The sequence below is a fragment of the Tropicimonas sp. IMCC6043 genome (assembly GCF_004146235.1).
Taxonomy (GTDB): Bacteria; Pseudomonadota; Alphaproteobacteria; order Rhodobacterales; family Rhodobacteraceae; genus Tropicimonas.
Window position 1 is genome coordinate 61,550 of sequence record NZ_SELO01000017.1, and the last position, 25,175, is coordinate 86,724.

Annotated in this window: 26 protein-coding genes; 21 read left to right on the forward strand and 5 right to left on the reverse strand. The window is 66.5% G+C overall.

Annotated elements, in window-relative coordinates; all coding sequences use genetic code 11:
- The gene (locus EU800_RS15535) at positions 1-765 is read right to left on the reverse strand and encodes a GntR family transcriptional regulator (RefSeq protein ID WP_129633951.1); all 765 of its coding nucleotides are present in this window, start codon (positions 763-765) and stop codon (positions 1-3) included.
- Positions 762-1,628: a BadF/BadG/BcrA/BcrD ATPase family protein gene (locus EU800_RS15540; RefSeq protein WP_242500592.1), complete on the reverse strand. Its 867-nt coding sequence runs from the start codon at positions 1,626-1,628 to the stop codon at positions 762-764. Before EU800_RS15540 ends, EU800_RS15535 begins: the two co-directional genes overlap by 4 nt.
- Before the next feature lie 172 nt (positions 1,629-1,800).
- Here EU800_RS15540 and EU800_RS15545 point away from each other — a divergent pair, with 172 nt between their 5' ends.
- The 6 genes from EU800_RS15545 (at position 1,801) to EU800_RS15570 (ending at position 7,873) form a co-directional block, all read left to right on the forward strand.
- Entirely contained in the window at positions 1,801-2,685 is an 885-nt protein-coding gene (locus tag EU800_RS15545; RefSeq protein ID WP_129633952.1) for an N-acetylmuramic acid 6-phosphate etherase, read from the forward strand.
- 51 nt (positions 2,686-2,736) lie between these two features.
- Entirely contained in the window at positions 2,737-3,993 is a 1,257-nt protein-coding gene (locus tag EU800_RS15550; protein WP_129633953.1) for an ABC transporter substrate-binding protein, read from the forward strand.
- Positions 3,994-4,068: 75 nt separating this feature from the next.
- Positions 4,069-4,995, forward strand: coding sequence for a carbohydrate ABC transporter permease (locus EU800_RS15555; protein ID WP_129633954.1), 927 nt, complete (start codon positions 4,069-4,071; stop codon positions 4,993-4,995).
- 10 nt (positions 4,996-5,005) lie between these two features.
- A complete protein-coding gene (locus EU800_RS15560) occupies positions 5,006-5,845 on the forward strand; it encodes a carbohydrate ABC transporter permease (protein ID WP_129633955.1) in 840 nt (279 codons plus the stop codon).
- The gene (locus tag EU800_RS15565) at positions 5,842-6,861 is read left to right on the forward strand and encodes a Gfo/Idh/MocA family protein (RefSeq protein WP_207209921.1); all 1,020 of its coding nucleotides are present in this window, start codon (positions 5,842-5,844) and stop codon (positions 6,859-6,861) included. Before EU800_RS15560 ends, EU800_RS15565 begins: the two co-directional genes overlap by 4 nt.
- A 10-nt stretch (positions 6,862-6,871) precedes the next feature.
- The gene (locus EU800_RS15570) at positions 6,872-7,873 is read left to right on the forward strand and encodes an ABC transporter ATP-binding protein (protein ID WP_129633956.1); all 1,002 of its coding nucleotides are present in this window, start codon (positions 6,872-6,874) and stop codon (positions 7,871-7,873) included.
- 148 nt (positions 7,874-8,021) lie between these two features.
- Here the strand turns inward: EU800_RS15570 and EU800_RS15575 are convergent, their stop codons facing one another.
- Positions 8,022-8,966: an aldo/keto reductase gene (locus EU800_RS15575; protein WP_129633957.1), complete on the reverse strand. Its 945-nt coding sequence runs from the start codon at positions 8,964-8,966 to the stop codon at positions 8,022-8,024.
- Between the two features lie 20 nt (positions 8,967-8,986).
- Here EU800_RS15575 and EU800_RS15580 point away from each other — a divergent pair, with 20 nt between their 5' ends.
- From EU800_RS15580 to EU800_RS15640, 15 genes are all read left to right on the forward strand, one after another.
- Complete coding sequence (locus tag EU800_RS15580; RefSeq protein WP_242500593.1) at positions 8,987-9,646, forward strand: hypothetical protein; 660 nt, start codon at positions 8,987-8,989, stop codon at positions 9,644-9,646.
- A gap of 183 nt (positions 9,647-9,829) precedes the next feature.
- Positions 9,830-10,597 carry a transketolase family protein gene (locus EU800_RS15585; RefSeq protein ID WP_242500594.1) on the forward strand — a complete coding sequence of 256 codons (768 nt, stop codon included), beginning with the start codon at positions 9,830-9,832 and terminating at the stop codon, positions 10,595-10,597.
- A gap of 9 nt (positions 10,598-10,606) precedes the next feature.
- Positions 10,607-12,079 carry an FGGY family carbohydrate kinase gene (locus tag EU800_RS15590; RefSeq protein ID WP_129633958.1) on the forward strand — a complete coding sequence of 491 codons (1,473 nt, stop codon included), beginning with the start codon at positions 10,607-10,609 and terminating at the stop codon, positions 12,077-12,079.
- A 48-nt stretch (positions 12,080-12,127) separates the two neighbouring features.
- A complete protein-coding gene (locus EU800_RS27565) occupies positions 12,128-12,325 on the forward strand; it encodes a hypothetical protein (protein ID WP_371685635.1) in 198 nt (65 codons plus the stop codon).
- Between the two features lie 42 nt (positions 12,326-12,367).
- The gene (locus tag EU800_RS29110) at positions 12,368-12,604 is read left to right on the forward strand and encodes a hypothetical protein (RefSeq protein WP_371685636.1); all 237 of its coding nucleotides are present in this window, start codon (positions 12,368-12,370) and stop codon (positions 12,602-12,604) included.
- Positions 12,565-13,095 carry a sugar-binding transcriptional regulator gene (locus EU800_RS15595; RefSeq protein ID WP_256369772.1) on the forward strand — a complete coding sequence of 177 codons (531 nt, stop codon included), beginning with the start codon at positions 12,565-12,567 and terminating at the stop codon, positions 13,093-13,095. The genes EU800_RS29110 and EU800_RS15595 overlap by 40 nt, the downstream gene beginning before the upstream one ends.
- A 678-nt stretch (positions 13,096-13,773) precedes the next feature.
- Positions 13,774-14,151 (forward strand): SCP-2 sterol transfer family protein, encoded by a 378-nt coding sequence (locus EU800_RS15600; RefSeq protein WP_242500595.1) that lies wholly within the window; start codon positions 13,774-13,776, stop codon positions 14,149-14,151.
- Positions 14,152-14,203: 52 nt separating this feature from the next.
- Positions 14,204-15,472, forward strand: a complete 1,269-nt coding sequence (locus tag EU800_RS15605; protein WP_129633960.1) for an efflux RND transporter periplasmic adaptor subunit — start codon at positions 14,204-14,206, stop codon at positions 15,470-15,472.
- A gap of 15 nt (positions 15,473-15,487) precedes the next feature.
- Positions 15,488-19,264, forward strand: coding sequence for an efflux RND transporter permease subunit (locus EU800_RS15610; protein WP_129633961.1), 3,777 nt, complete (start codon positions 15,488-15,490; stop codon positions 19,262-19,264).
- 14 nt (positions 19,265-19,278) lie between these two features.
- Positions 19,279-19,785 carry a hypothetical protein gene (locus EU800_RS15615; RefSeq protein WP_129633962.1) on the forward strand — a complete coding sequence of 169 codons (507 nt, stop codon included), beginning with the start codon at positions 19,279-19,281 and terminating at the stop codon, positions 19,783-19,785.
- A gap of 42 nt (positions 19,786-19,827) precedes the next feature.
- Positions 19,828-20,313: a hypothetical protein gene (locus EU800_RS15620; RefSeq protein WP_129633963.1), complete on the forward strand. Its 486-nt coding sequence runs from the start codon at positions 19,828-19,830 to the stop codon at positions 20,311-20,313.
- A 65-nt stretch (positions 20,314-20,378) separates the two neighbouring features.
- A complete protein-coding gene (locus EU800_RS27250) occupies positions 20,379-20,981 on the forward strand; it encodes a hypothetical protein (protein WP_129633964.1) in 603 nt (200 codons plus the stop codon).
- A 61-nt stretch (positions 20,982-21,042) separates the two neighbouring features.
- Positions 21,043-21,498 carry a sulfur globule protein CV1 gene (locus EU800_RS15630; RefSeq protein WP_129633965.1) on the forward strand — a complete coding sequence of 152 codons (456 nt, stop codon included), beginning with the start codon at positions 21,043-21,045 and terminating at the stop codon, positions 21,496-21,498.
- 76 nt (positions 21,499-21,574) lie between these two features.
- Positions 21,575-22,294: a tol-pal system YbgF family protein gene (locus EU800_RS15635; protein WP_129633966.1), complete on the forward strand. Its 720-nt coding sequence runs from the start codon at positions 21,575-21,577 to the stop codon at positions 22,292-22,294.
- Positions 22,291-22,881 carry a hypothetical protein gene (locus EU800_RS15640; protein WP_129633967.1) on the forward strand — a complete coding sequence of 197 codons (591 nt, stop codon included), beginning with the start codon at positions 22,291-22,293 and terminating at the stop codon, positions 22,879-22,881. Before EU800_RS15635 ends, EU800_RS15640 begins: the two co-directional genes overlap by 4 nt.
- Before the next feature lie 39 nt (positions 22,882-22,920).
- On the opposite strand, the gene lpxK is transcribed toward EU800_RS15640, so the two are convergent.
- Together lpxK and EU800_RS15650 are read right to left on the reverse strand one after the other, a co-directional pair.
- The gene (gene lpxK / locus EU800_RS15645; RefSeq protein ID WP_129633993.1) at positions 22,921-23,910 is read right to left on the reverse strand and encodes a tetraacyldisaccharide 4'-kinase; all 990 of its coding nucleotides are present in this window, start codon (positions 23,908-23,910) and stop codon (positions 22,921-22,923) included.
- Positions 23,910-25,172 carry a 3-deoxy-D-manno-octulosonic acid transferase gene (locus tag EU800_RS15650; protein WP_129633968.1) on the reverse strand — a complete coding sequence of 421 codons (1,263 nt, stop codon included), beginning with the start codon at positions 25,170-25,172 and terminating at the stop codon, positions 23,910-23,912. Before EU800_RS15650 ends, lpxK begins: the two co-directional genes overlap by 1 nt.
- Positions 25,173-25,175: the final 3 nt, after the last annotated feature.

Sequence of the window (25,175 nt, forward strand, 5' to 3'; positions counted from 1 at the left end):
TCAATCCTGTCTGTTGATGAGTTTCAGCTCGGCGACGAAGTCGTAGGCGTCGCCGCGATATGTGGACCGGGTGAACTCGACGATCCGCCCGTCGGCGAGATAGGACCGCCGCTCGATCCTCAGCCCCGCGTCGCGCGGTTTGAGGTCGAGCAATCTCGCCTCCTCTTCGCCGAGGTTGATCGCGGAGATCTTCTGCAACGCCCGTACCGGGTGGGAGCCGAGGCGTTCGAGCTCCCGGTAGAGCGAGGTCTCGACCTTCAGCGGGTCGGGCAGCATCTCGACCGGCAGGGCGGCGCGCTCGATCGCCATCGGCCTGTCGCCGGCGCTGCGCAGGCGCGACAGCCGCGCAACGTAGTCGCCGGAGGAGAGCGCAAGCGCCACGACCTCTTCGGGCGACGGCAGGAAGATGCCGCGTTCGAGCCAGGTCGCGTTGGTCTCCATGCCACGCCGGACCATGTCCTCGGTGAAGGAGGTGAGGCGTGACAGCGATTGCTCGACGCGATGCCCCTGCGCCTTGACGAAAGATCCCGACCCCTGACGCTGCACGATAATGCCGCGGGCGACGAGCTCCTGGATTGCCTTGCGCACGGTCACGCGCGACAGGCCAGTCTGCGCGGCAATTTCGCGCTCGGGTGGCAGCGGCGCGTCCGGCGTGAAGATCCTTTGCGCAATTCCGTCCTCTATCCGCCGGCGCAGCCGGGCGTAGCGCGGGCCAGTGGCGGCCTCCATCCAGTCGCCAGGGGCGAGGAAGTCGATCACACTCATGCCCCGCGCTCCCGCAGCCGGGCGGCCAGCGCCAGCGCACCATCGAGCGCGGTGCCGCGTGGCGGCACCGTCTCGATGCCGAGCCAGCGCGCATAGGCCGGCCCCAACCCACCTGTCAGGCAGAGCGGCTCGGATGCGGTCCAGCCCAGCCGGTCGAGCCCGCGCCGGATGTAATCGGCACCCTCCGACATCAGCGCCGCGGCCAGCGGGTCGCCCTCCTCCGCGGCATCCACCAGCCGCCGCGCCAGCCGCGCATAGTCTCCCGGCCGCGCCTGCAGCGAGAACTGCACCACCGCGCCGGGATCGTCGCCGTGTTCGGCCAGCAGCATGCGGCCGAACCCCGTCATCTCGACCAACCCGTCGACCGCCAGCATCAATTCCTCGAAGGACCGCCGCATCAGCCAGGCACCGGAGGCCTGGTCTCCGACATAGAATCCCCAGCCACCAAGGCCGGTGATCTCGCCGCCGGCCTGCCGGCCGATGAACGAGCCGGTGCCGATCGCCGCCACCGCCCCATCCGCCTCTCCAAGCGCCCCGGCGATCGTGGTTGGTCGGTCGTCGGTCACCGCCGCCTGCCGAATCGGCAGTGCGGCAGCCACCCGCCCGGCGATCGCAGGGCTCATGACTCCGGCCAGGCCAAGATGAGCGGTTCCGCCCGCGACGGCGTCCATGGTCACGCCAGCCGTCGCTGCGGCCTCGGCCAGCGCAGCACCAATGGTCGCGAGGGCGCCATCGAAATCGGTCGAGACATTGGCCGATCCGAGTTTCGCTTCGTGGCGCGCGCCCGCGACAGATAGCGCCACCCGGCAGGAGGTTCCTCCGCCGTCGACGCCGATCAGAATGGGGTGGTGTTCCTGTTGCATGAGATACCTTTATAATACCTATCGAGACTTTGGAAGGCATTTCTTAGAAATTGGTCGTGGAAAACTCTCTGATCCGATGAGATTTCCCGAATTTTGATCGCGGAAGAAGAAAGTGGTAGACAAAAGGTATCGTAAAGGTATTGTTGTTCGAAAGATGACGGGAGGGAATCACATGCACAAGAGAGGCACGGAAGAGCTGCATCCGGATGCGCCGGGCCTCGACGCGCGCCCGCTCTCCGAGATTGCGGCCATCCTGCTCGACGGACAGATGGCAGCCCTCGCGTCGATGGATGCAAGCCGCACCTCGATTGCTGCGGCGGCGGAGCTGATGGCCGACGCGATCCGCGCCGGCAAATGCCTGCACTACGCGGCCGCGGGTTCGTCCGGGCTGATGGCGCTGGCCGATGCCTCGGAACTGGAGGCGACCTTCGGGCTCGACGCCAGCCGGATCGCGCTGCACATGGCCGGCGGCGTTCCGGTCGACGCGCGCATGCCCGGCGCCACCGAGGACGACGACGCCTCGGCCCGAGCGGCGACCGCGACCGTTGCCGAGGGAGACGTCGTGATCGCGCTCAGCGCCAGCGGCACAACCCCCTACCCGCTCGCCTTCCTCGACGTGGCGCGCAGCCGCGGCGCGCGCACCATCGCCATTGCCAACAACCCCGGCGCGCCGATCTTCGAGGGCGCCGATATATCGATCCTGCTGCCGACGCCGCCGGAAGTGCTCGCCGGCTCCACCCGGATGGGCGCGGGAACGGCGCAGAAGGCGGCACTCAACATGATGTCGACACTGATGGGCATCGCGCTCGGCCATGTCCATGACGGCATGATGGTCAACGTCCTGGCCGAGAACGCCAAGCTCCGCCGCCGAGCGGCGGGCATGGTGTCCCGGATCGCGGGCGTGCCCGAAGCAACCGCAGCAGACTGCCTCGCCGAGACTGGCGGCAAGGTGAAGCCGGCGGTCCTGCTCGCCTTGGGCGCCGGATCGCTTGCGAAAGCCGAAGAACTGCTTGAACAATCAAGAGGTCACCTGCGCCCGGCGATGGCGCAAATCTGACACCGGCGGACGGAACGCCCGCCAAGACGAACCAAACAGGGAGATACCAATATGACCAGACCCCTCATCGGTGCGGCGCTTCTCGCCACCACCGCTCTCACTGCGACCTCGGCGCTGGCCCAGGACGTCACGCTCACCATCGAGAGCTGGCGCAACGACGACCTGACGCTGTGGCAGGACAAGATCATCCCGGCCTTCGAAGCCAGCCATCCGGGCATCAAGATCAACTTCACCCCCTCGGCGCCGGCCGAATACAACGCGGTGCTGAACTCCAAGCTCGACGCGGGCAGCGCGGGGGACCTGATCACCTGCCGACCCTTCGACGCCTCGCTGGCGCTTTATGACGGCGGCAAGCTCGCGGACCTGACCGATCTCGAGGCGATGGCCAACTTCTCCGACGTCGCCAAGTCCGCATGGCAGACCGACGACGGCTCCGCTACCTTCTGCGTGCCGATGGCCTCCGTGATCCACGGCTTCATCTACAACAAGGAAGCGTTCGAGGAGCTTGGGATCGAGCCGCCGACGACCGTCGACGAGTTCTTTGCCGTGCTCGACACGATCAAGGAGGACGGCACCTACATCCCGATGGCGATGGGCACCAACGACCAGTGGGAAGCCGCGACCATGGGCTACCAGAATATCGGCCCGAACTACTGGAAGGGCGAGGTAGGCCGGCTGGCGCTCATCAAGGGCGAGCAGAAGCTAACCGACGAGGGCTGGGTCGAACCCTATCGCCAGCTCGCGAAGTGGAAGGATTATCTCGGCGACGGCTTCGAGGCCCAAACCTATCCCGACAGCCAGAACCTCTTCACCCTCGGCCGCGCCGCGATCTACCCGGCCGGTTCCTGGGAGATCTCGGGCTTCAACACCCAGGCCGATTTCGAGATGGGCGCCTTCCCGCCGCCGGTCGTGAACGCCGACGACACCTGCTACATCTCCGACCACACCGACATCGCGATCGGCCTCAACGCCGCCTCGCCGAATGCGGATGCCGCCCGCACCTTCCTGAACTGGGTCGGCTCGGAGGAATTCGCCTCGCTCTATGCCAACGCGCTGCCGGGCTTCTTCTCGCTGTCCAGCTACGATGTGGCGATGGAGGACCCGCTGGCCCAGGAATTCGTGTCCTGGCGGGGCAAGTGCGAATCGACAATCCGCTCGACCTACCAGATCCTGTCGCGCGGCACGCCGAACCTCGAGAACGAGACCTGGAACGCCTCGGCGCAGGTGATCAAGGGGGCCGAGTCTCCCGAGGACGCCGCGAAGCGCCTGCAGGACGGACTGGCGAGCTGGTACGAGCCGCAGCAGTAACGCTCGCAGCATGACGACCCCGGGCGCATCGCCGCCCGGGGACTCTCCCCGACCCTTCCCGACAGGAAACGACCCATGACTGATTCAGGCCGTTCTTCCCGCGTGAGATGGCATATCCTCGTGTTCCTCGCGCCCGCGGTGATCGTCTATACCGCGGTGATGATCTTCCCTCTTTTCAACACGTTGCGACTTGCCCTCTATACGGAGGCAGAGCAACAGCGGGTCTTCGTCGGGCTCCAGAACTTCCGCACGCTCTTCGGAGACCAGATCTGGTCGGAGCAATTCTGGAACGCGCTCGGCAACAATTTCTGGTTCTTCTTCATCCACATGCTGGTGCAGAACCCGATCGGCGTGTTGCTGGCGGCGATCCTCAGCCATCCGCGGCTGCGTTTCGCCCATCTCTACCGCTCGGCGATCTTCATTCCCACCATCCTCTCCTTCGTGATCGTGGGCTTCGCCTGGAAGCTGATCCTGTCGCCGATCTGGGGCATCGCGCCCTCGCTGCTGGACGCGGTCGGGCTGAAGTCGCTCTACGCCCCCTGGCTCGGCAAGGAAGAATATGCGCTGACCACGCTGGCGCTGGTCTCGGTCTGGCAGTTCGTCGGCATCCCGATGATGCTGATCTACGCCGCGCTGCTGTCGATCCCCGAGGAAATCCTGGAAGCCGGCGAATGCGACGGTATCACCGGCATGGCCGCCTTCTGGAAGATCAAGCTGCCGCTCATCCTGCCCTCGATCGGGATCATCTCGATCCTGACCTTCGTCGGCAACTTCAACGCGTTCGACCTGATCTATGCCGCTCAGGGCGCGCTGGCGGGGCCGGATTTCTCGACCGACATCCTCGGCACCTTCCTTTACCGGACGTTCTTCGGCTTCCAGCTCCAACTCGGCGACCCGCATATGGGCTCGGCCATCGCGACGGCCATGTTCGGCATCATCCTGGTGGGTGTCTGCATCTACCTCTTCGGCATCCAGACGCGGCTGCGCCGCTACCAGTTCTGAGGAGCGAGACATGAACAAGGCCCGCCGCAACCCGCTCAACAGCGCCCTCGCCCATGGCGTCCTGCTGACCTACACGGTGATCGCGCTCTTCCCGGTCTTCGTGATCCTGATCAACTCCTTCAAGACCCGAAAGGCGATCTTCCGCGAACCGCTCGCCCTGCCGGATGCCGAGACCTTCTCGATGATCGGCTACCAGACGGTTCTGAAGCAGGGGGATTTCTTCCTCTACTTCCAGAACTCGATGATCGTGACCGTCGCCTCGCTCTTCCTCGTGCTGCTTTTCGGCGCCATGGCGGCCTTTGCGCTGGCCGAGTACCGCTTCAAGGGCAACACGCTGATGGGGCTCTACCTTGCGCTCGGGATCATGATCCCGATCCGCATCGGCACCGTGGCGATCCTCGAGATGATGGTCTCGACGGGCCTCGTGAACACGCTGCTGGCGCTGATCCTCGTCTACACGGCGCAGGGCCTGCCGCTAGCGGTCTTCATCCTCAGCGAGTTCATGAAACAGGTCTCGGACGACCTCAAGAACGCCGGCCGGATCGACGGACTCTCCGAATACACCATCTTCTTCCGCCTGGTGGTGCCGTTGGTGCGCCCGGCGATGGCGACGGTGGCCGTCTTCAACATGATCCCGATCTGGAACGACCTCTGGTTCCCGCTGATCCTGGCCCCCGCCGAGGCGACCAAGACGCTGACGCTCGGTTCGCAGGTCTTCATCGGACAGTTCGTGACCGACTGGAACGCTGTGCTCTCGGCGCTCTCCATGGCGATCCTGCCGGTGTTGATCCTCTACGTGATCTTCTCGCGGCAATTGATCCGCGGAATTACCTCGGGAGCCGTGAAATGATCCGCACTGTCATCGCCGGGCTCGGCAATATGGGCCTCAGCCACGCGCTGGCCCACCACGCCCACCCCGAAAGTGAGATCGTAGGCCTCGTCGACCGCTCCGGGCGAGACCTCCCCGAGGCACTGGCCGCCTACCCGCGCTTCCAGAGCTTCGAGGAGGCGCTGGCCGAAACCCGGCCGGACCTCGTCTGCATCGCCACCTATTCCGACAGCCACGCGGACTATGCCTGCGCGGCGATGGAGGCCGGCGCCCATGTCTTCGTCGAGAAACCGCTGGCGACAACTGTCGCCGACGCCGAGCGCGTGGCGGACACAGCCGCGCGGACGGGCCGCAAGCTCGTCGTGGGCTACATCCTGCGCCACCACCCGTCCTGGCAGCGGCTGATCAAAGAGGCCCGCACTCTCGGAGGCCCCTACGTCTTCCGCCTGAACCTCAACCAGCAGTCGGACGGCGAGACCTGGGAAACCCACAAGCAGCTGATGCAGACCACGTCGCCCATCGTCGACTGCGGTGTCCACTATGTCGACGTGATGTGCCAGATCACCGATGCCGCGCCGCGCCGCGTCAACGGCATGGGCCTCATGCTTTCGGACGAAATCGCCCCCGACATGTACAACTATGGTCAGTTCCAGGTGGTCTTCGATGACGGTTCGGTCGGCTGGTACGAAGCCGGTTGGGGCCCGATGATGTCGGAGACCGCGCATTTCGTGAAGGACATCGTGTCGCCGAACGGTGCCGTATCAATCGTCTCGACCAGCGACGAAGGGTCCGACGATGTCGAGGGCCACACCAAGGTCGGCGCGCTCAAGATCCATCGCCTGAGCGGCGACGAGATGGTGGATTTCCCGGGCGAGCCCGGCCACCAGGAGCTATGCGACGCCGAACAGGCCTACATGCTCCGCGCCATCGCCGAAGACATCGACCTTTCCCGCCACGCCCAGGATGCCGTGCAATCGCTCCGCATCTGCCTTGCCGCCGACGAAAGCATCCGCACCGGCCGCGCCATCGACCTTTGAGGATCCGCCAATGACCGCTCTGAAACTTACTAATGTCTGCAAGTCCTTCGGCAAGATCGAGGTGCTCAAGAATATCAGCCTCGATGTCGAGGAGGGCGAGTTCGTCGTCTTCGTCGGTCCCTCGGGCTGCGGAAAGTCAACCCTGTTGCGGGTGATCGCCGGGCTCGAGGACGCGACCTCCGGCACCGTCGAGATCGGCGGCGAGATCGTCAACACCGTGCCGCCGGCGAAGCGGGGCATCGCCATGGTGTTCCAGTCCTACGCGCTCTACCCGCATCTGACGGTCGAGGGGAACATGGCCCTCGGGCTCAAGCAAGAGGGTCAGCCAAAGGACGTGATCTCCAGCCGCGTCGAGAAGGCCAGCCACATGCTCTCGCTCGACCAGTATCTGGCGCGCCGCCCCTCGGAGCTTTCGGGCGGCCAGCGACAGCGGGTCGCCATCGGCCGGGCCATCGTGCGAGAGCCCAAGCTCTTCCTGTTCGACGAGCCGCTGTCGAATCTCGACGCGGCGCTCCGGATGCGAACCCGGATCGAGATCGCGACCCTGCACAAGGCGCTCGACGCCTCGATGATCTATGTCACCCACGACCAGACCGAGGCGATGACGCTAGCCGACAAGATCGTCGTGCTGCGCGACGGCATCGTCGAGCAGGTCGGGGCTCCGATGGAGCTCTACAACAACCCCGCCAACCAGTTCGTCGCCGGCTTCCTCGGCGCACCCTCGATGAACTTCCTGTCCGCGGCCGAAGTCGGGGGCAATCCGGACCAGGTCCTTGGCATCCGGCCCGAGAACCTGCGGATCAACGGCGAAGGGCAGCTCGGCGGCAGGGTCATGCATGTCGAAAAGCTCGGTGGCGACACCAACGTCCTGCTGACCTCGCCCGGCGGCGACGAGATAACCGTCCGGCTTTTTGGCCAGCACGACATCTCGCCCGAAGCCGACGTGCGGCTCGGCTTCGACCCCGCTCATGCATATTACTTCGACGCTGCCGGCAACCGCCTCCGGGCATAGCCGGACGAAGAGGCCCCGGTTCGGAGAAAGTCGATCGGGCCCTTCCCGGTGACTTCCCGCCTGACTGCCACGCATTGGCGCCCGCGGGACGGAGGCCACGTGCAGACCCGACCTTAAGCGGGCACTACCGCCGTTCGTTTTCAGCCGGTTACGCCGCGTCGACTTCCTCGGAGCGATCCGTCGCGGGACCGGGTGTCGGCGAAAGCGCCGTGATCCTCGCGCGAAGTGTTGGGTCCAAGGTGAGGCCGACAGCGGCGAGGGACGGCTTCAACTGTTCGAGCGAACGGGCACTGATGATCGGAGCGGTCACGGCCGGATTGCTGGCGACCCAGGCCACGGCAAGGGTTGCGGACGACTGGCCGACCTCCTTGCCGATCCCGACCAGCGCCTGAGCGACATCAAACATCCATGTTTCGCCGTAGCGGCGGTGATAGGCTTGATCTGTCATCAGGCGCCCGCTGCTCCCCTCGACGTATTTTCCGGTCAGGAGCCCGCCGCCGAGCGGTGAATACGGCGCCACGGCAATTCCCTGATCCGTCGCCATCGGGAAGAGTTCGACTTCGGCCTGTCGCTTCACAAGGTTGTACATCGGTTGCAGGAGCGAGATCTCCAGGCCCAGGCGGCTGGCCACACAAACGGCCTTCATGACCTGCCAGGCCGCGAAATTGGACACGCCGACATAGCGGATCTTTCCGTCTTCCCGGAGAACAGCCAGGGTCTCAAAGGTCTCCTCCAACGGCGTATTCGGGTCCCAGCGGTGGAGATAGAGGCCATCCACGCAGTCAAGCGCATGCCGGCTACGGCTCTCGTCGAACTGCGTCAGGATGTTCTGCCGTCCCGAACCGCCGGAAACCGCGACCTTGGTGGCGAAGAAGACCGCTTCTCTCTCTGGCCGTACCATTTCCCCGAGCCAGGTCTCGGAGAGGCCTTCGGTGTAGCCGTGGGCGGTGTCGAAAAAGTTGATGCCCGCGTCTCGGCAGGCGGCATACATCTCCTCGGAAGCCGACCGGTCCGCCCCGGCTCCGAACTGCATCGCACCAAAGCAGTAGGAGGAGATTTCGGTTCCATCCAGAGTGGTCAGCTTGTTCGACATGGCTCGATCCGGGGTTGTTGATGTTGACGACAGGGATCTGCCACTATCCGGTGCCCGGAGTCGACCCGCCACGTGATCGCGGCGCCGCTTTCACAGAACGCGGGGGGCGGTGGAACGAGCAAACAGGCGCGAGCGGCCGACCGCTCTGCCGAAATCGCGCCCAACCGGCCATCCCAACCGCAAAAGGTGCCCGGCGTGGAGACCAATACCGGTCCGCTCGGCCACGGGCTGCCAGTGGCGGTCGGCATGGCGATCGCCGCAAAGATGGACGGCGCCGCGTGGTCACCGGCGACGGCGAGATGCAGGGGGGGGGAAGCAACTGGGAGGCGATCACGACAGCGGCCCAATACAAACTCGACAATCTGACACTGATCATCGACCACAACCGTCTCCAGCAGGGCGCGCGACTGGCGGACACCAACAACCTGGCCCCCTTCCCGCCAAAACTCGAAGCCTTCGGATGGGCCGTGGAAGAAATCGACGGTCACGACATGGACCAGATCGTCAGGGCGCTTTCAGCCGACGCAGTGGTGCCGGGCAAGCCCCGGGCCGTCGTTGCTCACCCCAACAAGGGCAACGGGATATCCTTCATGTCGGACAACGTCGCCTGGCATCACAAGGTCCCAAGCGCCGAACACTACAAGCAGGCCATGGCCGAACTCGAGGAGGCGCTGCAATGAGTGCCGGGATCGACGTGAAGCTCCATGATTGCCGGATTCCTTCACCGCGGTTCTGGAATCTATGGCGACCGATGACCGACGCATCGTTGCTGTCTGCAATGACTCGGTCGGCTCCTCCAAGCTCAATGGCTTCGCGACAGGTTCCCCGACCGCCTAATCAATGTCGGGATAGCCGAACAGACCATGGTCGGCGTCGGCGCGGGCCTCGCCAATGGCGGCAAGATCCCTTTCGTCTGCGCCGCCGCAAGCTTTCTGACCGGCCGCGCACTGGAACAGATCAAGGCCGACGTCGCCTATTCGGACACCAATGTGAAACTGGTCGGGATCAGTTCGGGCATGGCCTATGGCGAACTTGGACCAACCCACCATCTAACCGAGGACTTCGCCTGGATCCGCGCCATCCCGAACGTCGCCGTGGTTGCGCCTTGCGACAATGTCGAGACGGCCGCTGCCGTGGCTTTCGCGGCCAGTTTCGACGGTCCGATTTTCCTCCGCCTGAGCCGCGTCGGCGTGCCTCAACTCCTGCCCGACGGGCACCGCTTCGATCTCGGTAAGGCCGACACGCTGCGCAATGGGTCGGACGTGACCCTCATCGCCAACGGCGTGCTGACCCATCGGGCGATGCAGGCCGCCGAGCACCTGGCGGCCGCGGGTATCGAGGCGCGGGTGCTCAACATGGCGTCGGTCCGCCCGATCGACGAGCAGGCGATCATCCGCGCGGCCGAAGAAACCGGCGCTATCCTGACATGCGAGGAGCACACGATCTTCGGCGGGCTCGGAAGCGCTGTGGCCGAAATCGTCGTCGAGACGCACCCGGTGCCGATGAAGCGCCTGGGCGTGCCCGGGATCTTCCCTTCGACCGGCTCCGCCGATTTCCTGCTCGACACGTTCGGCATGTCGCCGGACGGCATCGCGGCCGCGGCCGCGGCGCTGATCGATCGCAAGAAATAGGAGCGCTCCATGCAGCGGGCAGTTCTGGCGATCGACGAAGGCACGACGAACAGCAAGGCAATTCTCGTCGCGGAGAGTGGCGAGATCATCTCACGCGGATCGGCTCCGGTGCCGACCGTGCACCCCCGACCCGGTTGGGTCCAGCAGGAGGCCGCGCAGATCTGGCAGAGCACGATCGCCGCGATTGCCGCCTGCCGCGCCGAGGCACCCGGGGCCGAGATCGTCGCCATCGGATTGTCGAACCAGCGCGAGTCGATCCTCGCCTGGGACCGCAATACCGGCGCACCGCTTGGGCCGGTCGTGACCTGGCAGCGTCGGCGTACCGCTCCGGCCTGCGCGGCGCTGAAGGCGGCCGGGCACGAGGCAGCAGTGGTTGCGCGCACCGGCCTGCCGCTCGACCCGATGTTCCCGGCCACCAAGGTCGGCTGGCTGCTGGATCATCATTGCGCCGGGAAAGCCGCCGAAAGCATCTGCGTCGGCGCTATCGATTCCTGGCTGATCTGGAATCTCTCGGGCGGTAGGGTCCATGCCTGCGACGTGTCGAATGCCGCCCGGACCCAGCTCTACAACATCTCGGACGGCCGTTGGGACGAAACGCTGTGCGAGATCTTCGGGGTGCCGCTGGCCATGCTTCCCGACATCTGCGATTCTGCCCATATCTTCGCCCGGACATCCGGCGTGGATGGCCTCCCCGACGGAATGCCGGTCGCCTCGACGATCAGCGACTCGCACGGGGCGCTCTTCGGTCACGGCGCCTTCGAGCCCGGAGAGGAGAAGGTCACGTTCGGCACCGGCTCCTCCGTGATGGCGACACTGCCCGAGTTCATCGCACCGCCCCGCGGGATCACCACGACGATCGCCTGGTCTTTGAATGGCGTGCCGACCTATGCCTTCGAGGGCAACATCCAGGTCAGCGCCTCGATTCTTCCCAGGACCGCGGAGCTTCTGGGCGAAGAGGAGGTGAATGCCCTTCTCGACCTTGCGCAGACCACCGAGAGAACACTCGGGGTCATTCTTGTTCCAGGCCATGTCGGGCTCGGATCGCCGCACTGGAACGCCGACGCTCGCGGGCTGATCTGCGGCCTCTCCTTTGGCTCGGGCCGGGCACAGGTGGCGCGGGCCGCAGCAGAGTCCATTGCCTTCCAGGTCGCCGATGTCTTCGAGATCGTCGAGCAGAACGCGCGCAAAGGCATCGGGCGACGCTTCGTCGACGGCGGTCCCAGCCGCAACCCGTTCCTGATGGGACTGGTGGCGGATTTCGCCGACCATCGCCTGATTGTCGGGGAAAGCACGGAGACCTCCGCTCAGGGCGCCGCCTATCTCGCCGGACTGGCGACGGGCATCTGGCCGGATCTGGAGACGATCGGGGCGCTGGTCGGGCATGGCGCCGAGATCGCGCCGACCCTCGACGCGTCGACTCGCGCCGAGGCCCGCACGGCGTGGACCCTCGCGATCGCGCGGGCGACGCTTGGCACCGGGTGAAACGTCGCGGTAGGAATTCGCCGTTTCTTTCGTTCGAGGAGACCGCTGTTGGCAAGAGTGAACGAACTCAGACTGATCGCACGCGTCGCCCAGATGTATCACATCGAGGGGCGTCGTCAGGCTGAGATCGCCGAGCACCTGCATATCTCCCAGGCTTCGGTCTCGCGCATGCTGAAGACGGCGCGGGAGGAGCAGATCGTCCGCACCTCGGTTGTCGCTCCGTCCGGGACCTTCGCGGATCTGTAGGCGTGGCTGCGACAGATCTACGGAGTTCCGGAGGCGATTGTCGTGGAGAGCGCTTCCGACAGCGCAGGGCTTGCAATGGCCCGCATCGGGGAGGCGGCCACGCATTTCCTCGAGTCGACGCTTCTTTCCGACGAGATCATGGGCGTCTCGAGCTGGAGCGAAACCATCCTGAAGATGGTGGACAACATCCATCCGATGCGGTCGGGCGCGCAAAGTTCATCGTCCAGACTCTGGGCGGTATGGGCGACCCGACGGTTCAGAGCCACGCGACCCAGTTGATCTCCCGTCTCGCGCGTCTGACGGGCGCCGAGCCGCGCCTGCTCACGACGCCGGGCGTGGCAGCGTCGCGGGAAGCGAAGCTGGTTCTGTTGAGCGACACCTATGTGCGCAGCACGATGGACCTGTTCGGCAAGATCAGCGTCGCTTTCGTCGGGATCGGCGCGATGGAGCCATCGACGATGCTGGCGCGGAGCGGAAATGTCTTTGCGCCGTCGGAACTCGACGAGTTGGCCGAAGCCGGCGCGGTCGGGGACATGAGCCTTCGGTTCTTCGACATCGACGGCAAACCGGTAAAGACCCCACTTGACGACAGGGTCATTGGGATGTCGCTCGAGGAACTTGCAAAGGTGAATCGGGTGATTGCCCTGGCCGGTGGACCGAGCAAGACCGACGCGATCCGCGGTGCGCTCCGCACCGGGCTTATCGACGTGCTGATCACCGACGCCTTTACGGCAGCGCGCCTTGTCGACGGGGCGGCTCCCGTAGCCTGAGCGGGTTTTGCCGTAACAACTGAACACGCGGCAATAACTGAGACCTACCGATTCGGTGCCAATCGCAGACATGCCGGGCTCGGGCGGCCGGAGGTCTGTCAAATGCCTGCGACAGATCGCAACCGGAAAGTGTTCGGCGCACGCGCCTGTGTTCTCCGGTCCACCTGATGACCCTGTCGACAGATCGTCTCGGGCGCATCCGCCCGGCCTGCGCGGTGAAAAAGTAGAGGCAGCGGCAGCCCGGACTTCGTGATCTGCAATGACGCGGAATATCTCACTGTAACATATAAACGTAAACTCAATGCATTAGGAACTCAGCGCTGGCCCGGTGGCGGTGTGTTCCGTGTGTCGATAGAAGCATTCTTTGATATCGGCAGAGGTCGGATTCTCCATTCCCACAACTCATTCGAGCGGACCCGAAGCAACCGTCTTTCGGCGCATCCGGTGCCCCGAGGGTTGAAGGATCTTTCGCAAGAATGGGCCATGACGAAAATTCCTTGCTTTTTACGTTAGGTCATATATAGATATTTGAATATTATTGAATGAACAGGACGAGCAGTCGGAGAAACGTGATCCGCAGGAACAACCTGCGGGCAGAAACAGAGGGATGGGGAAGCTGGGAGGGCTCCCCCGAATGGGAGGAACTCTGCGATGCCTTCGTTGTTTTCGGACGACTGGATGGTCGACTTCGGCAATGCGTGGAATGACGAGCCTGAGCTCGGCGATGCATTGGCGAAGATCGGATTCAATTCCGTGATTGGCTATGGTTTTGACGGCGACACGCAGCCGCTCGGCTATGTCGACGTCCAGGGCGGCTATGTTACATCAGCCGGCGCCTATGACGGACAGGCGGTCAACTGGGACCTGCGCGCCAGCCCGGCCGATTGGGAAAAGTGGTGCTCCAAGGGCATCGGCATGATGGCCCTCGGCCTCGCCTACACGTCCGGCAAGCTCAAGTTCAAGACGGGCGACTACGGCGCCATGATCAAGAACCCCGCGATGGCGGGCCCGTTCATCAAGAGCTTCACGGTCATGGGGCGCGTTCCGCGCAGCTGACCTTCGCACCCGCTCTTGACTGCGGACCAATCGGCTTCGGGAGGAGTTCCGGATGGCGTCGACCGTTCTGAGACTGATACCCTTGATCGCCGCGGCGGTGATCGGCGGCCTCGTTGTCGCGTTTCTGGCCGACCGCGAGCCGACCGCGTCGGCCTCCGATGCGCCCGCAGGCAACCCGGCCGCGGCGGTCTTCGTGCCGCAGATCGGTCTTGCGGAAGTGACTCAGATGCCGGCGGCGGAACGCATCCGCCTTGGCGGCTACGTGATACCGCGCCGCACCGTCGGCCTGACGGCACAGGCGCCGGGACGGGTCACCTATGTTGCCGGCGAGGCGGGTGAGCGCGTCGCCGCCGGTCAGGTCGTCGTCGCGCTCGACGACGACGGGCTGCAGCCCCAGTATCGCGCCGCCTGGGCCGATCTCTCGGCGCAGATGGCCGCGCTTCAGGACGGACAGACGCAGCTCTACAAGAAGCTCTATGGGCCGCGCACCTCTTCCTTCGGAGGGCCGGGCTATGACGCCTACGAGCGCATGGCCATTCCGTTCTACAACATGGCCCAATCCTTCTTCGGAAATTCCTTTCCCGGTTTCGGCAACACCGGCACCGGCAGCAGCCCGCTGCTCTCTCAGCAGCAGGCGCAGCGAGACTATGCTGCCGTCAGCGCCGCGCGGACGGCCTATGAGCAGCAGCTCACGCGGCTCGCCGCGGCGCAGTCCCAGGTCGACGGACTCGACGCCCAACTCCGCAACCGTCGCGCCGTGGCGCCGTGGAACGGCGCTATCCTCACCCGCCATGTCCGGGTCGGCGACATCGTGCAACCCGGCCAGCCGCTTGCCGAGATCGCCGATGTCGACGAGCTCGATGTCGAAATCGAGGTGCCCATCGCACAGCTCGCGAATATCCGGGTCGGCGATCAGGTCCCGGTGACCATCAACCACGCCAATCTCTGGGCGCCGGTCGCCCAGATCTTTCCCGCGGCGAGCCCTGGCCAGCATACCGTCACCGTGAAGCTGGCGTTGCCCTCAGGAACCAAGGCCGCGCCGGGCATGTATGTGCTGGCCTGGATCTCCCAGCCGGGCGGCGGCAGCCCGTCGCAACTCTCGCCCGCCATCCCGACTACAGCGATCGTGCGTCGCGGGAGCCTGCCTGTGGCCTTTGCCGTGGCGGCCGACGGCACCGTCGAGATGCGTGTGCTGCGGATCGGCGACGAGCAGGGCGACCGGACGGCGGTGTTGTCGGGCCTCGTCGCCGGCGAACGCGTCGTCGCCCATCCGAGCCCGGATCTGAAGTCGGGCGATCCTTTGTCCGGCCATCGGCCATAGCCGGGGACCAGGGAAATGAGCGATACCGGCACCTCCGGACACCAGCCAGCCGAGACAGGCAAGACGGGCGCAAGCCGCGGCCTCGGGATCGCCGGGCGTACCGCGCGGGCGTTCATCGAGTCGCCGCTGACACCGCTCCTGCTGCTGGCCTTCTTCATGATCGGGCTCCTCGGCGCGCTGGTGACGCCACGCGAAGAGGATCCGCAGATCTCCGTGCCGATGGTCGACATCCTCGTCGCCTATCCCGGCGCTTCGGCGCCCGAGGTGACCAACCTGGTCTCCGAACCGCTCGAACGGCTGATGAGCGAGCTCTCGGGCGTCAAGCACGTCTATTCTGTCTCCCACGACGGCTTCTCCATGGTGACCGTGCGCTTCAAGGTCGGCGAAGGGCTCGAGGGCTCGCTGGTCAAGCTCTACGACAAGCTGCAATCGAACATGGACCTCATTCCCAAGGGCGTCATGCCGCCCCTGGTGAAGCCGAAATCGATCGACGACGTGCCGGTGGTGACCGTCACGCTCGCGTCCGACCAGCTCGATCTCGTGCAGCTCAGGAAGCTCGGCCTCGACGTCCAGCAGCGGTTCAAGTCGCTGCCCAATACCGGCCTGAGCTTCGTCACCGGCGGCAGCTTCGAACAGGTGAGGGTCGAGGTCGATCCGTCCCGTCTGGCGCCCTACAACCTGACCCTCGGCATGATCGCGCAGGCAATTTCGGCCGCCAACCAGCGGATTCCGGCCGGCGACGTGATCGATGGCAACCGCTACTTCGACGTCTTCACCGGCGACTTCCTGAAATCGGCAGAGGACGTGGCGGGTCTGGTGATCTCTGTGTCCGGAAACCGCCCCGTCTATCTGCGCGACGTGGCCACCATTTCTCATGGCGAGTCCGAGACGCGGAGCATCGTTGCCGCGAGCGAGCGGAACGAGGACAGCAGTTTCTCCACACGTCCGGCAGTCACTGTCGCCGTCGCCAAGAAGCTCGGCACTAACGGAGTCGACGTGGCGCAGGCGCTGCTCACCGAACTCGACGCCATGCAAGAGACGCTGATCCCGGCCTCGGTCGACGTGACGATCTCGCGCGACTATGGCGAGACGGCGCATGACAAGGTCTCGCACCTGATCTTGAAGCTCTTCATCGTCTCGGCGCTGGTCACCGTGCTGGCTCTCGTGACCATGGGCCTCCGCCCGGCGGTGATCGTTCTGGTCACCATCCCGGCGGTGCTGCTGATGTCGCTCGCGGTAGCGTATGTGCTGGGTTTCACGATCAACCGCGTTTCGATGTTCGCGCTGGTCTTCGCCATCGGGATCCTGGTCGACGACGCGATCGTCGTGGTCGAAAACATCTATCGCCGCTGGCTTCAGGACGAGGACACGCGCGACGAGATCACCATCGACGCAGTGGACGAAGTCGGAAACCCGACGATCCTCGCCACCTTCACCGTGGTCGCGGCGCTGCTGCCCATGGGCTTTGTCACCGAGATGATGGGCCCCTACATGCTGCCGATCCCGGTGCTCTCCTCGGCGGCGATGCTGTTCTCGCTGGTCGCCGCCTTCGTCTTCGTCCCCTGGCTCGCCGCGCGGGTGAAACCCTCCATGCAGACGCTGCGCGACGCCGCCGAAAAGGAGCACCGGCAGTCGGAATTCATCGGCCGCTGGTACATGCGTCTGATCGGGCCGATCATGACCACGCCGTTGCTCTCCTGGCTGACCCTCCTGCTGATCATCCTGGCGATGCTGGCCGCGGTGGCGATGTTCCCGCTCAAGCAGGTCGCCTTCAAGATGCTGCCTTTTGACAACAAGTCGGAATTGCAGGTCGTCATCGACATGCCGGAGGGCACCGATCTCTTCGTCACTGCCAACCTGGCGACACGGATCGGTGCGCAGCTTGAGGCGATCCCGGACGTGATCGGCTACCAGACCTATGTCGGCACCTCTTCGCCCTTCAACTTCAACGGCTTGGTGCGCCACTACTTCCTGCGCAACCAGCCGTGGCAGGGCGACATCGCGGTTCAGCTTCTGCCCAAGGCCGAGCGATCCCGGTCGAGCCACGACGTGGCGATGGAGATCCGCGAGACGCTCGTGCCGATCGCCGCCGCCGCCGAGGCCCGGCTGACCATCGCCGAGACCCCGCCCGGACCGCCGGTCCTGGCGCCGCTGGTGGCCGAGGTCTACGGGCCGACGCCCGAAATCCGCCGCGCGGTGGCAGCCGAGATCATGGCGATCATGGAAGAGACGCCCGACATCGCCGACGTCAACAGCTACATGGAAGCGCCGCACGACCGCATCGAGTTCGTCATCGACCGGCAGCGCGCGGCGATGTTCGGCACCTCGGTCGAGAGCATCAACCGCGAATTGCGCATGGCTGCCGGCGGCTTCGAGGCCGGCGCGCTGCAAAGCGCCTATAACCTCGAACAGGCGGTCATCGTGCTCCAGGCGCCTCTGGCGATGCGGGTCAATCTCGGCAACCTGCTGGTGCTGCCGATCCCGACCGACGCCGGCAGCACCGTACCGCTCGGCGAGCTCGGCCAGTTCCGGGAGGTCCCGGTCGGGCAGCCGATCTATCACAAGGACCTGCGGGCGGTGGAATATGTCACCGGCGACGTGATCGGCCCGCTCGGAGCGCCGCTCTACGGCATGCTCCAGGTTGATTCCGCGCTCCAAAAATACGTCACACCCGATGGCCAGACGATCGGCGGACAGTATTTCGGCCGACCGGACTCCGCCGATGTCTCCGGGTTCAAATGGGACGGCGAGTGGCAGGTCACCTATGTCACCTTCCGCGACATGGGCCTCGCCTTCATGGCCGCGCTGGTGCTGATCTATGTGCTCGTGGTGGCCGAGTTCCGCGACTTCCTGCTGCCCGCGGTCATCATGGCGCCGATCCCGCTGACGCTGATCGGTATCGTGCCCGGCCACTGGCTGCTCGGCGCCGACTTCACTGCCACGTCTATGATCGGCTTCATCGCGCTTGCGGGGATCATCGTCCGAAACTCGATCCTGCTGGTGGAATTCGCCCGCGCCGAGGTCGAGCAGGGCCGGTCGGTTCAGGACGCGATCACGCTCGCGGGGCAGGTCCGGCTGAGGCCGATCATGATCACCGCGCTGGCGCTGATCATTGGCTCGATGGTGCTCCTGAGCGACCCGATCTTCCAGGGCATGGCGGTGTCGCTGCTCTTCGGCTCGCTGATCGCCACCTTCCTGACGCTGGTCGTCATCCCGATGGGCTGCAACAGTGCTCACAGGCGGTTCCTGCGGCTGCACCCGAATGGCGGCGGCGGTCCGGCCCCCGACATGCCACCCACCGGACCCACCGGTGGCAGAGGACCCGACGCGCCCCCGCCCGCCGGCCGCCCGCCGCGGCTCGAGCGCAAGGCAGGCGCCGATGCGGAGTCGCAACCCGCCGCCGCGCCGCAACGCCCGGCCCGGCTTGAGCGGAAGTCGGACAGGGCCACCACGCCGGATGAGGCGCCGGTCAGTCCGGAGACCGAACCATCGCCCGCGGCCACCACTCCGGGACGCCCGCCGCGCCTGCAGCGGAAGTCCGAGGCGGCCGTTCCACCGCTAGAGCCGGAAACGCCCGACGAAGCACCGAAAAAGCCAGTACGGCGGAAAAGGAAGTCCGCGAGTTCTCCTGCAACCGCTGGGAAAACCGGAACGGCCGCGACCTCGCCTCCCTCGCCATCGGAAGACCCGGCATCAGAGCGTCCCGAAGAGGCCGCGCCGGCGCCTGCGAAGGCGCCCGCCCGCAAGCGGCGAAGCACCAGGTCCGGCAGCACCCGGAGGAAGTCGACATGAAAGGGAGGGGTGCCATGGAAAGACTTCGCGAGACTGTCCCGGCCGCGCTCGGCGCCTTTGTTCTGGCGGCATTCGGCCAGACGGCCGGCGCGGCGACCTTCGGCGAGCTCAGCAATGGCAGCGCCTTGCCGATGGCCGGAAGTCCCCCCTATGCGGCCGGTCCCTATTCGACCGTTCCCGGGCAGGTCTGCCCGCCGAATTGCATTGCCGCGCCGACGCCGATCATCCGTGGCCCGGAAGGCGTTCCGCCGGGCGGACCGGGGATCACGCCCTACATTCCGCACGCCGCCGCCACGCCGCGCGCCTTCCTGCCGGTCGACAGCTACGCCGGCGGACCCGACACGCAGCTGCTGCTCTGGAGCTACGGCCAGATCAACAACACGACCGACCCCTACAATCCCTGGGGTCTCAGCACGCCTTACATGTACGTGCCCTGGACCACGCCGTTCTCCGGCTGGACCAACGCGACGACATGGAATTGGTGGCGGGAACGCTCCGGCGCCCTGCCGCGCAACTGGTAGCCGGATCTGGACACCCGGCACCGCAAACGGAGGAGAACGTCCATGAAGACCATCACCAAGATCGTCGTGGCCGCGGCATTCGCGGCATGCGCAGGGGCGGTTGCCGCCCAGCAATCGGTCCAGCCGCCGCCGCCGAGCGGACCCTATGGCGGCGCGCCGAACGCGAATGCGGCCGCACCGCAGGCGCCGCAGCAGCAGGCCCAGGCGCCGCAAGGCTGGGGTCCGCCGCCGGCGCCCTACGGTGGCTATCCGCCCGCGCAATACGGCGGCGGCTACTACCCGCCCGCGCCCTATGGCGGCGGCTACTACCCGCCTGCACCCTATGGGGGCTACGCGCCCTACGGCTACGCGCCATATGGCTACGGCCCCTATTACGGCAACGCCTATGACGGCTACGGCTACGGCCGCGGCTACGGCTCTGGCCGGGGCAACATGAGCGGCAATTTCAGCTTCGGCGGAGATGGCGACATGTGGGGCAACGGCTGGGGCAACAACCGCGGCAACGGATGGGGCCCGGGCTGGTGGTAAGCCGCGGCACCGGCGCCTCCGGGCGCCGGCCACGTCCAGTTTCAAGACAGAGGGAGAGGAAAGAGATGAGTATTCGAGGAAACCTGCTGGGAGCAGTTGCGATGGCCGCGCTGTCGGTTCTGACGGTTGGCGCTGCCGTCGCCCAGGACTCCGAACAGGCGCAAGCTGGGGCCACGCCGCCGCCGGCTGCGGACGCCAATGCGGCGCAGCCTGCCTGGGGTCCCCCCCCGCCGGGCTGGAACGATCCTTACTATGGACGTGGCGGACCGCCGCCGATGCCGCCGGGCTGGGGCGCTCCGTGGGATCAGCAGCGTGCGGACGGACAGCCCGCTGCGCCGCAGGAGGGTGACGCCATGGCCGGTGTCCCGCCGCAAGGTTACGGCGGCCCGGCCGCACCACCGCCCTACGGCTACGGTGCCCCGGCGCCCTATTATGGCTACGCACCCGCGCCTTACGGCTATGGCCCGGCGCCCTATGGCTACACGCCTTATGGCTACGGCCCCTATTACGGCAACGCCTATGACGGCTACGGCCGCGGATATGGCGCCGGAAGGGGCAACATGCGCGGCAACTTCAGCTTCGGGGGCGATACCGACTGGAGGGGCGACGGATGGGGCAACGGATGGGGCAACAGCCGCGGCCGGAACTGGGGTCCCGGCTGGTGGTAAAGGCCCGCGGCGCGCGCAGCCAAGCGCTGCGCGCCCCGACCAGTCCTGAAAGGAGATCACGATGAGACGGATCAAGACGGCGCTCGGCGCCGCCCTGTTGGCGGCTGGCCTGGCCGTGTCCGGCGCGGCCGAGGCCCAATGGTGGAATGGCAGCCCCTGGGGGGGCGGCCCTTGGGGAGGAGGCCCATGGGGCGCTCCCGGCTATCTCGGCAATGGCTGGGGCAATGGGTGGGGCCGCGGCCTCGGCAACATGAGCTTCAGCGCGGACCTGTCGGGCTGGGGCAATGGCTGGGGCAACGGGTTTGGAAATGGCTGGAACAACCCCTGGGGCGGCTATCCGGGACTCGGCGGCCCATGGGGTGGCTACCCGGGACTCGGCGGCCCGTGGGGTGGCTATCCGGGCATCGGCAGCCCCTGGGGCGGCTATCCGGGGCTCGGGGGCCCGTGGGGCGGCTATCCCGGTCTCGGCAGCCCGTGGGGCGGCTATCCGGGCATCGGCGGACCGTTTGGCTGGTAGCGGCCGGCGCAGACGACATCGGCAGGGAGGCGCCTCGAACACGCCTCCCCGCCCGGCATGACCCGAGGAGACAGCCATGCTCGCACGTTTCGTGACAGGCCTGTTCTATGCCGCCGTGTTCTTTGCTCTGGGCGCCTGGAGTGGCGGGCATCTGGCACCGATCTGGGGCACGGTGGAGTCCGGCTTTGTTGCTGTCAAACACCGGTTGGCCGGGGGTGATGAGCTGTCTTCCAACATTCCGGACGCAGGCAAGACATCGACCGTTGTCGGAGTGGAGCGCAACGACGAGGCAAAGAGCGACCCACAGGGGGACGACGCGCGGGCCGAGGCGTCCGACCCGGAGAATGTTCTGCGTTCCGAGGTGCAGCCTACGGATGCGGCCCCCCGGGCCGACACCCGTCGCCCGGAGGACGTCGCAGCCGGCGCCCGGACGGCGGCAAATGCGGCCGAAGGACCGGAGCCCGGCCTTGCTCCCGCGCGAAAAGCCTTCGCCGAAGGCGACATCCACCGCTCGATCGCGAGCTACCTGGCCTATCTCGCCCGGCATCCGGACGACGCAAGGGCGCATGGCGAGCTTGGCAACGTCTTTTTCAACGGCGGACAGACGGTCGAGGCGGCGAAATCCTTCTATGCCGCCGCGCTTCTGCTGATAGCCGACGGGCAGCCCGACGAGGCACGCGCGCTGGAGCCCGCCATCCGAACCGGTGCGCCCTACCTGGCGACCGATCTCCTGCGCCGTCTCGACACGGACGCCTCGCCGCCCGACGCGGGTCCGACCGACGAGGCCGACACATGACCGACGAAACGGCGAAGAACGCGCAGCCTGCCTCTCCGCAGTTCGACTATTCCAGCGGCGCCGCCGAGTTGCGCGGCGAGGTGTACAGACCGCCGGAATACCTGGAATATCTCGAGAAGGCGACCTCCGCGCTGCGCGCCGTCCGCCTCATCGTCTATGCCGGCATGACGAGCTTCGTGATCCTTGCGATCTATGGCTTCATTCTGGTCTATCGCCTGACCACCGATGTCCACGCCGTCGTCGGGCAGGCCGAGAAGATGACCCAGCAGATGCAGGCCATGACCCGCAGCATGGCGAATCTCAACCAGAGCGTGACGCATATGTCCGGCGACGTCGAAACTATGTCCGGCGCGACGGCCCACATGACCGGGGACATGACCGCGATGACCGGCTCGGTGCTGGAGATGCGCGGCGCGGTGGTGCGGATGTCGGCGGATGTAACCCGGATCTCCGAGGCCGTGACACTGATGCAGCACTCGGCCAGAAACATCGACCAGAGCGTCGGGCCGTTGATGGGCGCCGCCAACAGTTTCATGCCCTTTGGCTGGCCCGGGGGCTACGCCGGGCCACCACCATATGCTCGATAGACGCCATTGAACGGCGGCGCCACAATCTGTGGCATCACTTCAGCCCCTCGCGCCCAGCACAGCGTCGACCGGTGCCCAGTCTGTGCATTCGAGCCGGACGGGCACGGTCAGCACGCTGCGCCGGAAGGCGACGGGCATGCGCACGGCATCCTTTTCGGTGGTCACGAGCTGCGCGCCGAGCCGCTGCGCCTCCGCCTCGAGCCGCCCGATCAAAGCCGGTGTCAGCGGCTGGTGATCTTCCAGCGCTTCGGCCCGCAGGATCTCGGCGCCAAGACCGCGCAGGGTTGCGAAGAACTTCTCCGGGTAGCCGATGCCGGCGAAGGCAAGGACCCGAAGGCCGCTCCAGTCCATGCCGGTTTCCAGCGGCACCAACGCCGCCTCGGCACGGGGCACCCCCGCGGCGGTGAGCGCATCGCCCCAGCTTGCGCCAAATCGTTTTTGCGCCTCCGCACCGCCGATCGACAACACGAGATCGGCCCGCGCCAGCCCGGCCGCGACCGGCTCGCGCAGCGGTCCAGCCGGGATGCAGCGCCCGTTGCCGAAACCGCGCGCGGCGTCGACCACGACGATCGAGGTGGTCTTGATCACAGCGGGGTTCTGGAAGCCGTCGTCGAGCAGGATACGCCGCGCCCCGGCCGCTTCCGCCGCCTGCACTCCCGCAGCCCGGTCGCGCGCCACCCAGACCGGCGCAAAGGCGGCGAGGAGCAGAGGCTCGTCCCCGGTCTCGTCCGCGTCATGCCGGTCGGGATCGACGCGCACCGGCCCTTCCAGCCGTCCGCCATGACCGCGTGTAACGACATGCGTCCCCTGCCCGAGCCGCTGTGCCAGTGCGATGACGGTCGGCGTCTTGCCGGTGCCGCCGGCGCTCAGATTGCCGACGCAGGTGACCGGAACGGTCGGCCTGTAGCGTTCGCCGCCACGCAAGCGGCGCGCCGTGGCCGCGGCATAGAGCGCGCCGAGCGGGCTCAGCAGGCGCGCCAGCCCGCCGGGTGCCGAGGGCGGAGTGTTCCAGAAGCCCGGCGCGCGCATCACGCAGGTCCCTCCCGCAGCGCCGGGAGCAGGGCGCCGACCAGGCGGTCCATCACCGGGCTGCCATCCGAAGCAATCTCCCAGGCGTTGAGCGCCAGCTGCGCCGCGCGGTCGGGCGCGAGCAACTCGGTCACCGCTGCTCCGAGGCGCGCCGCGTCGGGCACCAGCCGGCAGGCCCCGCCGCGGCGCAGCCGGCGCAGCATCTCCGCCTCGTTCCCCGTGAAGGGACCGGCGATGATCGCCGAGCCGAGCGTCGCCGGATCGGACGCCGCGGGCACGGCGCTGTTCGAGAGTGTGCCGCCCAGGAAAGTGACAGGCGCCAGCCGGTAGAAAAGACCGAGCTCCTCGCGGCTGTCGGCGACGAAGATATCGGTTCCCTCGTCGGGCTCCTCGTCGGCGTCGCGGCGGGCGACGACCCAGCCATCGGCGCGAAGCCGTTCGGCCAGCGGCCGCCCTTCGGCATCGGACCGCGGCACGAGGATGAGTAGCAGCCGGTGGGCCGAGCGACGTGCCTGCCGGTGCGCCTCGAGGATCCAGTCCAGCTCGTCCGGGTCCGGACAGGAGGCGAGCCAGACAGGGCGGCTGCGCAGCGCCGCGGCCAGCGCCGCGCGCTCGGCCTCGAGGCAGGACGGCGGATGCGCGATCGGCGTCAGACGCCCGCTCGCCTCGATCCGCGTCGGGATCGGTCCGAGCGCGCGGATCGACTCGTGATCGGTAACGCTTTGCGCAAAAACCCGCTCGAATAGTCCCATCAGATACCGCTCGCGTGCGCGGGCGCGCGTGCTCGCCACGTCCGGCGCTGTGGCATCTTGCAGAAAGAGCGGAATGCCTGCATGCGCGGCCGCCTCCAGCAGCAGCGGCGCATCGACCCGCTCGAACCAGATGGCAGCATCCGGCCGCCAGTGATCGAGGAAGCGTTGGATCATCGCCGGCGCATCGAGGGGCGGAAGCTGGCAGAGGAGCATCGTCTCGCGCGCGACCTTCCGGCAGCGACCGACGTCCGGAGTGGTGACGAGGAGCGATAGATCCGCCTGTTCGGTTCGGAGCCGCTCGCGCAGCGACAGGAGCGCACCGGATTCGAGTGTGCCGGGCAGATGGCACCAGATCAGCGTGCCGTCCGGCCGGGGCGTGTCCGAACGGCCCAGCCGCTCGCCCGCGTCACGCGCCGCCTCACCGCCGCGCTGGATCTCGACGGCGAGCTTTCGCGTCCACGCCGGGGTCCCGAGCTGCGCGCGAAGGCGCGGGAGAGCCAGGACATCCAAGGC

Bases quoted from the DNA above. Each gene is read 5' to 3' on its own strand.
- EU800_RS15600 (WP_242500595.1), top strand. From the start codon at position 13,774: ATGGTCGACTTCGGCAATGCGTGGAATGACGAGCCTGAGCTCGGCGAT.
- EU800_RS15580 (WP_242500593.1), top strand. From the start codon at position 8,987: ATGTTGACGACAGGGATCTGCCACTATCCGGTGCCCGGAGTCGACCCG.
- lpxK (WP_129633993.1), bottom strand. From the start codon at position 23,910: ATGCGCGCGCCGGGCTTCTGGAACACTCCGCCCTCGGCACCCGGCGGG.
- EU800_RS15550 (WP_129633953.1), top strand. From the start codon at position 2,737: ATGACCAGACCCCTCATCGGTGCGGCGCTTCTCGCCACCACCGCTCTC.
- EU800_RS15635 (WP_129633966.1), top strand. From the start codon at position 21,575: ATGCTCGCACGTTTCGTGACAGGCCTGTTCTATGCCGCCGTGTTCTTT.
- EU800_RS15595 (WP_256369772.1), top strand. From the start codon at position 12,565: ATGGGCGACCCGACGGTTCAGAGCCACGCGACCCAGTTGATCTCCCGT.
- EU800_RS15560 (WP_129633955.1), top strand. From the start codon at position 5,006: ATGAACAAGGCCCGCCGCAACCCGCTCAACAGCGCCCTCGCCCATGGC.
- EU800_RS27250 (WP_129633964.1), top strand. From the start codon at position 20,379: ATGAGTATTCGAGGAAACCTGCTGGGAGCAGTTGCGATGGCCGCGCTG.
- EU800_RS15555 (WP_129633954.1), top strand. From the start codon at position 4,069: ATGACTGATTCAGGCCGTTCTTCCCGCGTGAGATGGCATATCCTCGTG.
- EU800_RS15570 (WP_129633956.1), top strand. From the start codon at position 6,872: ATGACCGCTCTGAAACTTACTAATGTCTGCAAGTCCTTCGGCAAGATC.
- EU800_RS15620 (WP_129633963.1), top strand. From the start codon at position 19,828: ATGAAGACCATCACCAAGATCGTCGTGGCCGCGGCATTCGCGGCATGC.
- EU800_RS15610 (WP_129633961.1), top strand. From the start codon at position 15,488: ATGAGCGATACCGGCACCTCCGGACACCAGCCAGCCGAGACAGGCAAG.
- EU800_RS15605 (WP_129633960.1), top strand. From the start codon at position 14,204: ATGGCGTCGACCGTTCTGAGACTGATACCCTTGATCGCCGCGGCGGTG.
- EU800_RS15540 (WP_242500592.1), bottom strand. From the start codon at position 1,628: ATGCAACAGGAACACCACCCCATTCTGATCGGCGTCGACGGCGGAGGA.
- EU800_RS15630 (WP_129633965.1), top strand. From the start codon at position 21,043: ATGAGACGGATCAAGACGGCGCTCGGCGCCGCCCTGTTGGCGGCTGGC.
- EU800_RS15615 (WP_129633962.1), top strand. From the start codon at position 19,279: ATGGAAAGACTTCGCGAGACTGTCCCGGCCGCGCTCGGCGCCTTTGTT.
- EU800_RS15565 (WP_207209921.1), top strand. From the start codon at position 5,842: ATGATCCGCACTGTCATCGCCGGGCTCGGCAATATGGGCCTCAGCCAC.
- EU800_RS15640 (WP_129633967.1), top strand. From the start codon at position 22,291: ATGACCGACGAAACGGCGAAGAACGCGCAGCCTGCCTCTCCGCAGTTC.
- EU800_RS15585 (WP_242500594.1), top strand. From the start codon at position 9,830: ATGGTCGGCGTCGGCGCGGGCCTCGCCAATGGCGGCAAGATCCCTTTC.
- EU800_RS15535 (WP_129633951.1), bottom strand. From the start codon at position 765: ATGAGTGTGATCGACTTCCTCGCCCCTGGCGACTGGATGGAGGCCGCC.
- EU800_RS15575 (WP_129633957.1), bottom strand. From the start codon at position 8,966: ATGTCGAACAAGCTGACCACTCTGGATGGAACCGAAATCTCCTCCTAC.
- EU800_RS15590 (WP_129633958.1), top strand. From the start codon at position 10,607: ATGCAGCGGGCAGTTCTGGCGATCGACGAAGGCACGACGAACAGCAAG.
- EU800_RS15545 (WP_129633952.1), top strand. From the start codon at position 1,801: ATGCACAAGAGAGGCACGGAAGAGCTGCATCCGGATGCGCCGGGCCTC.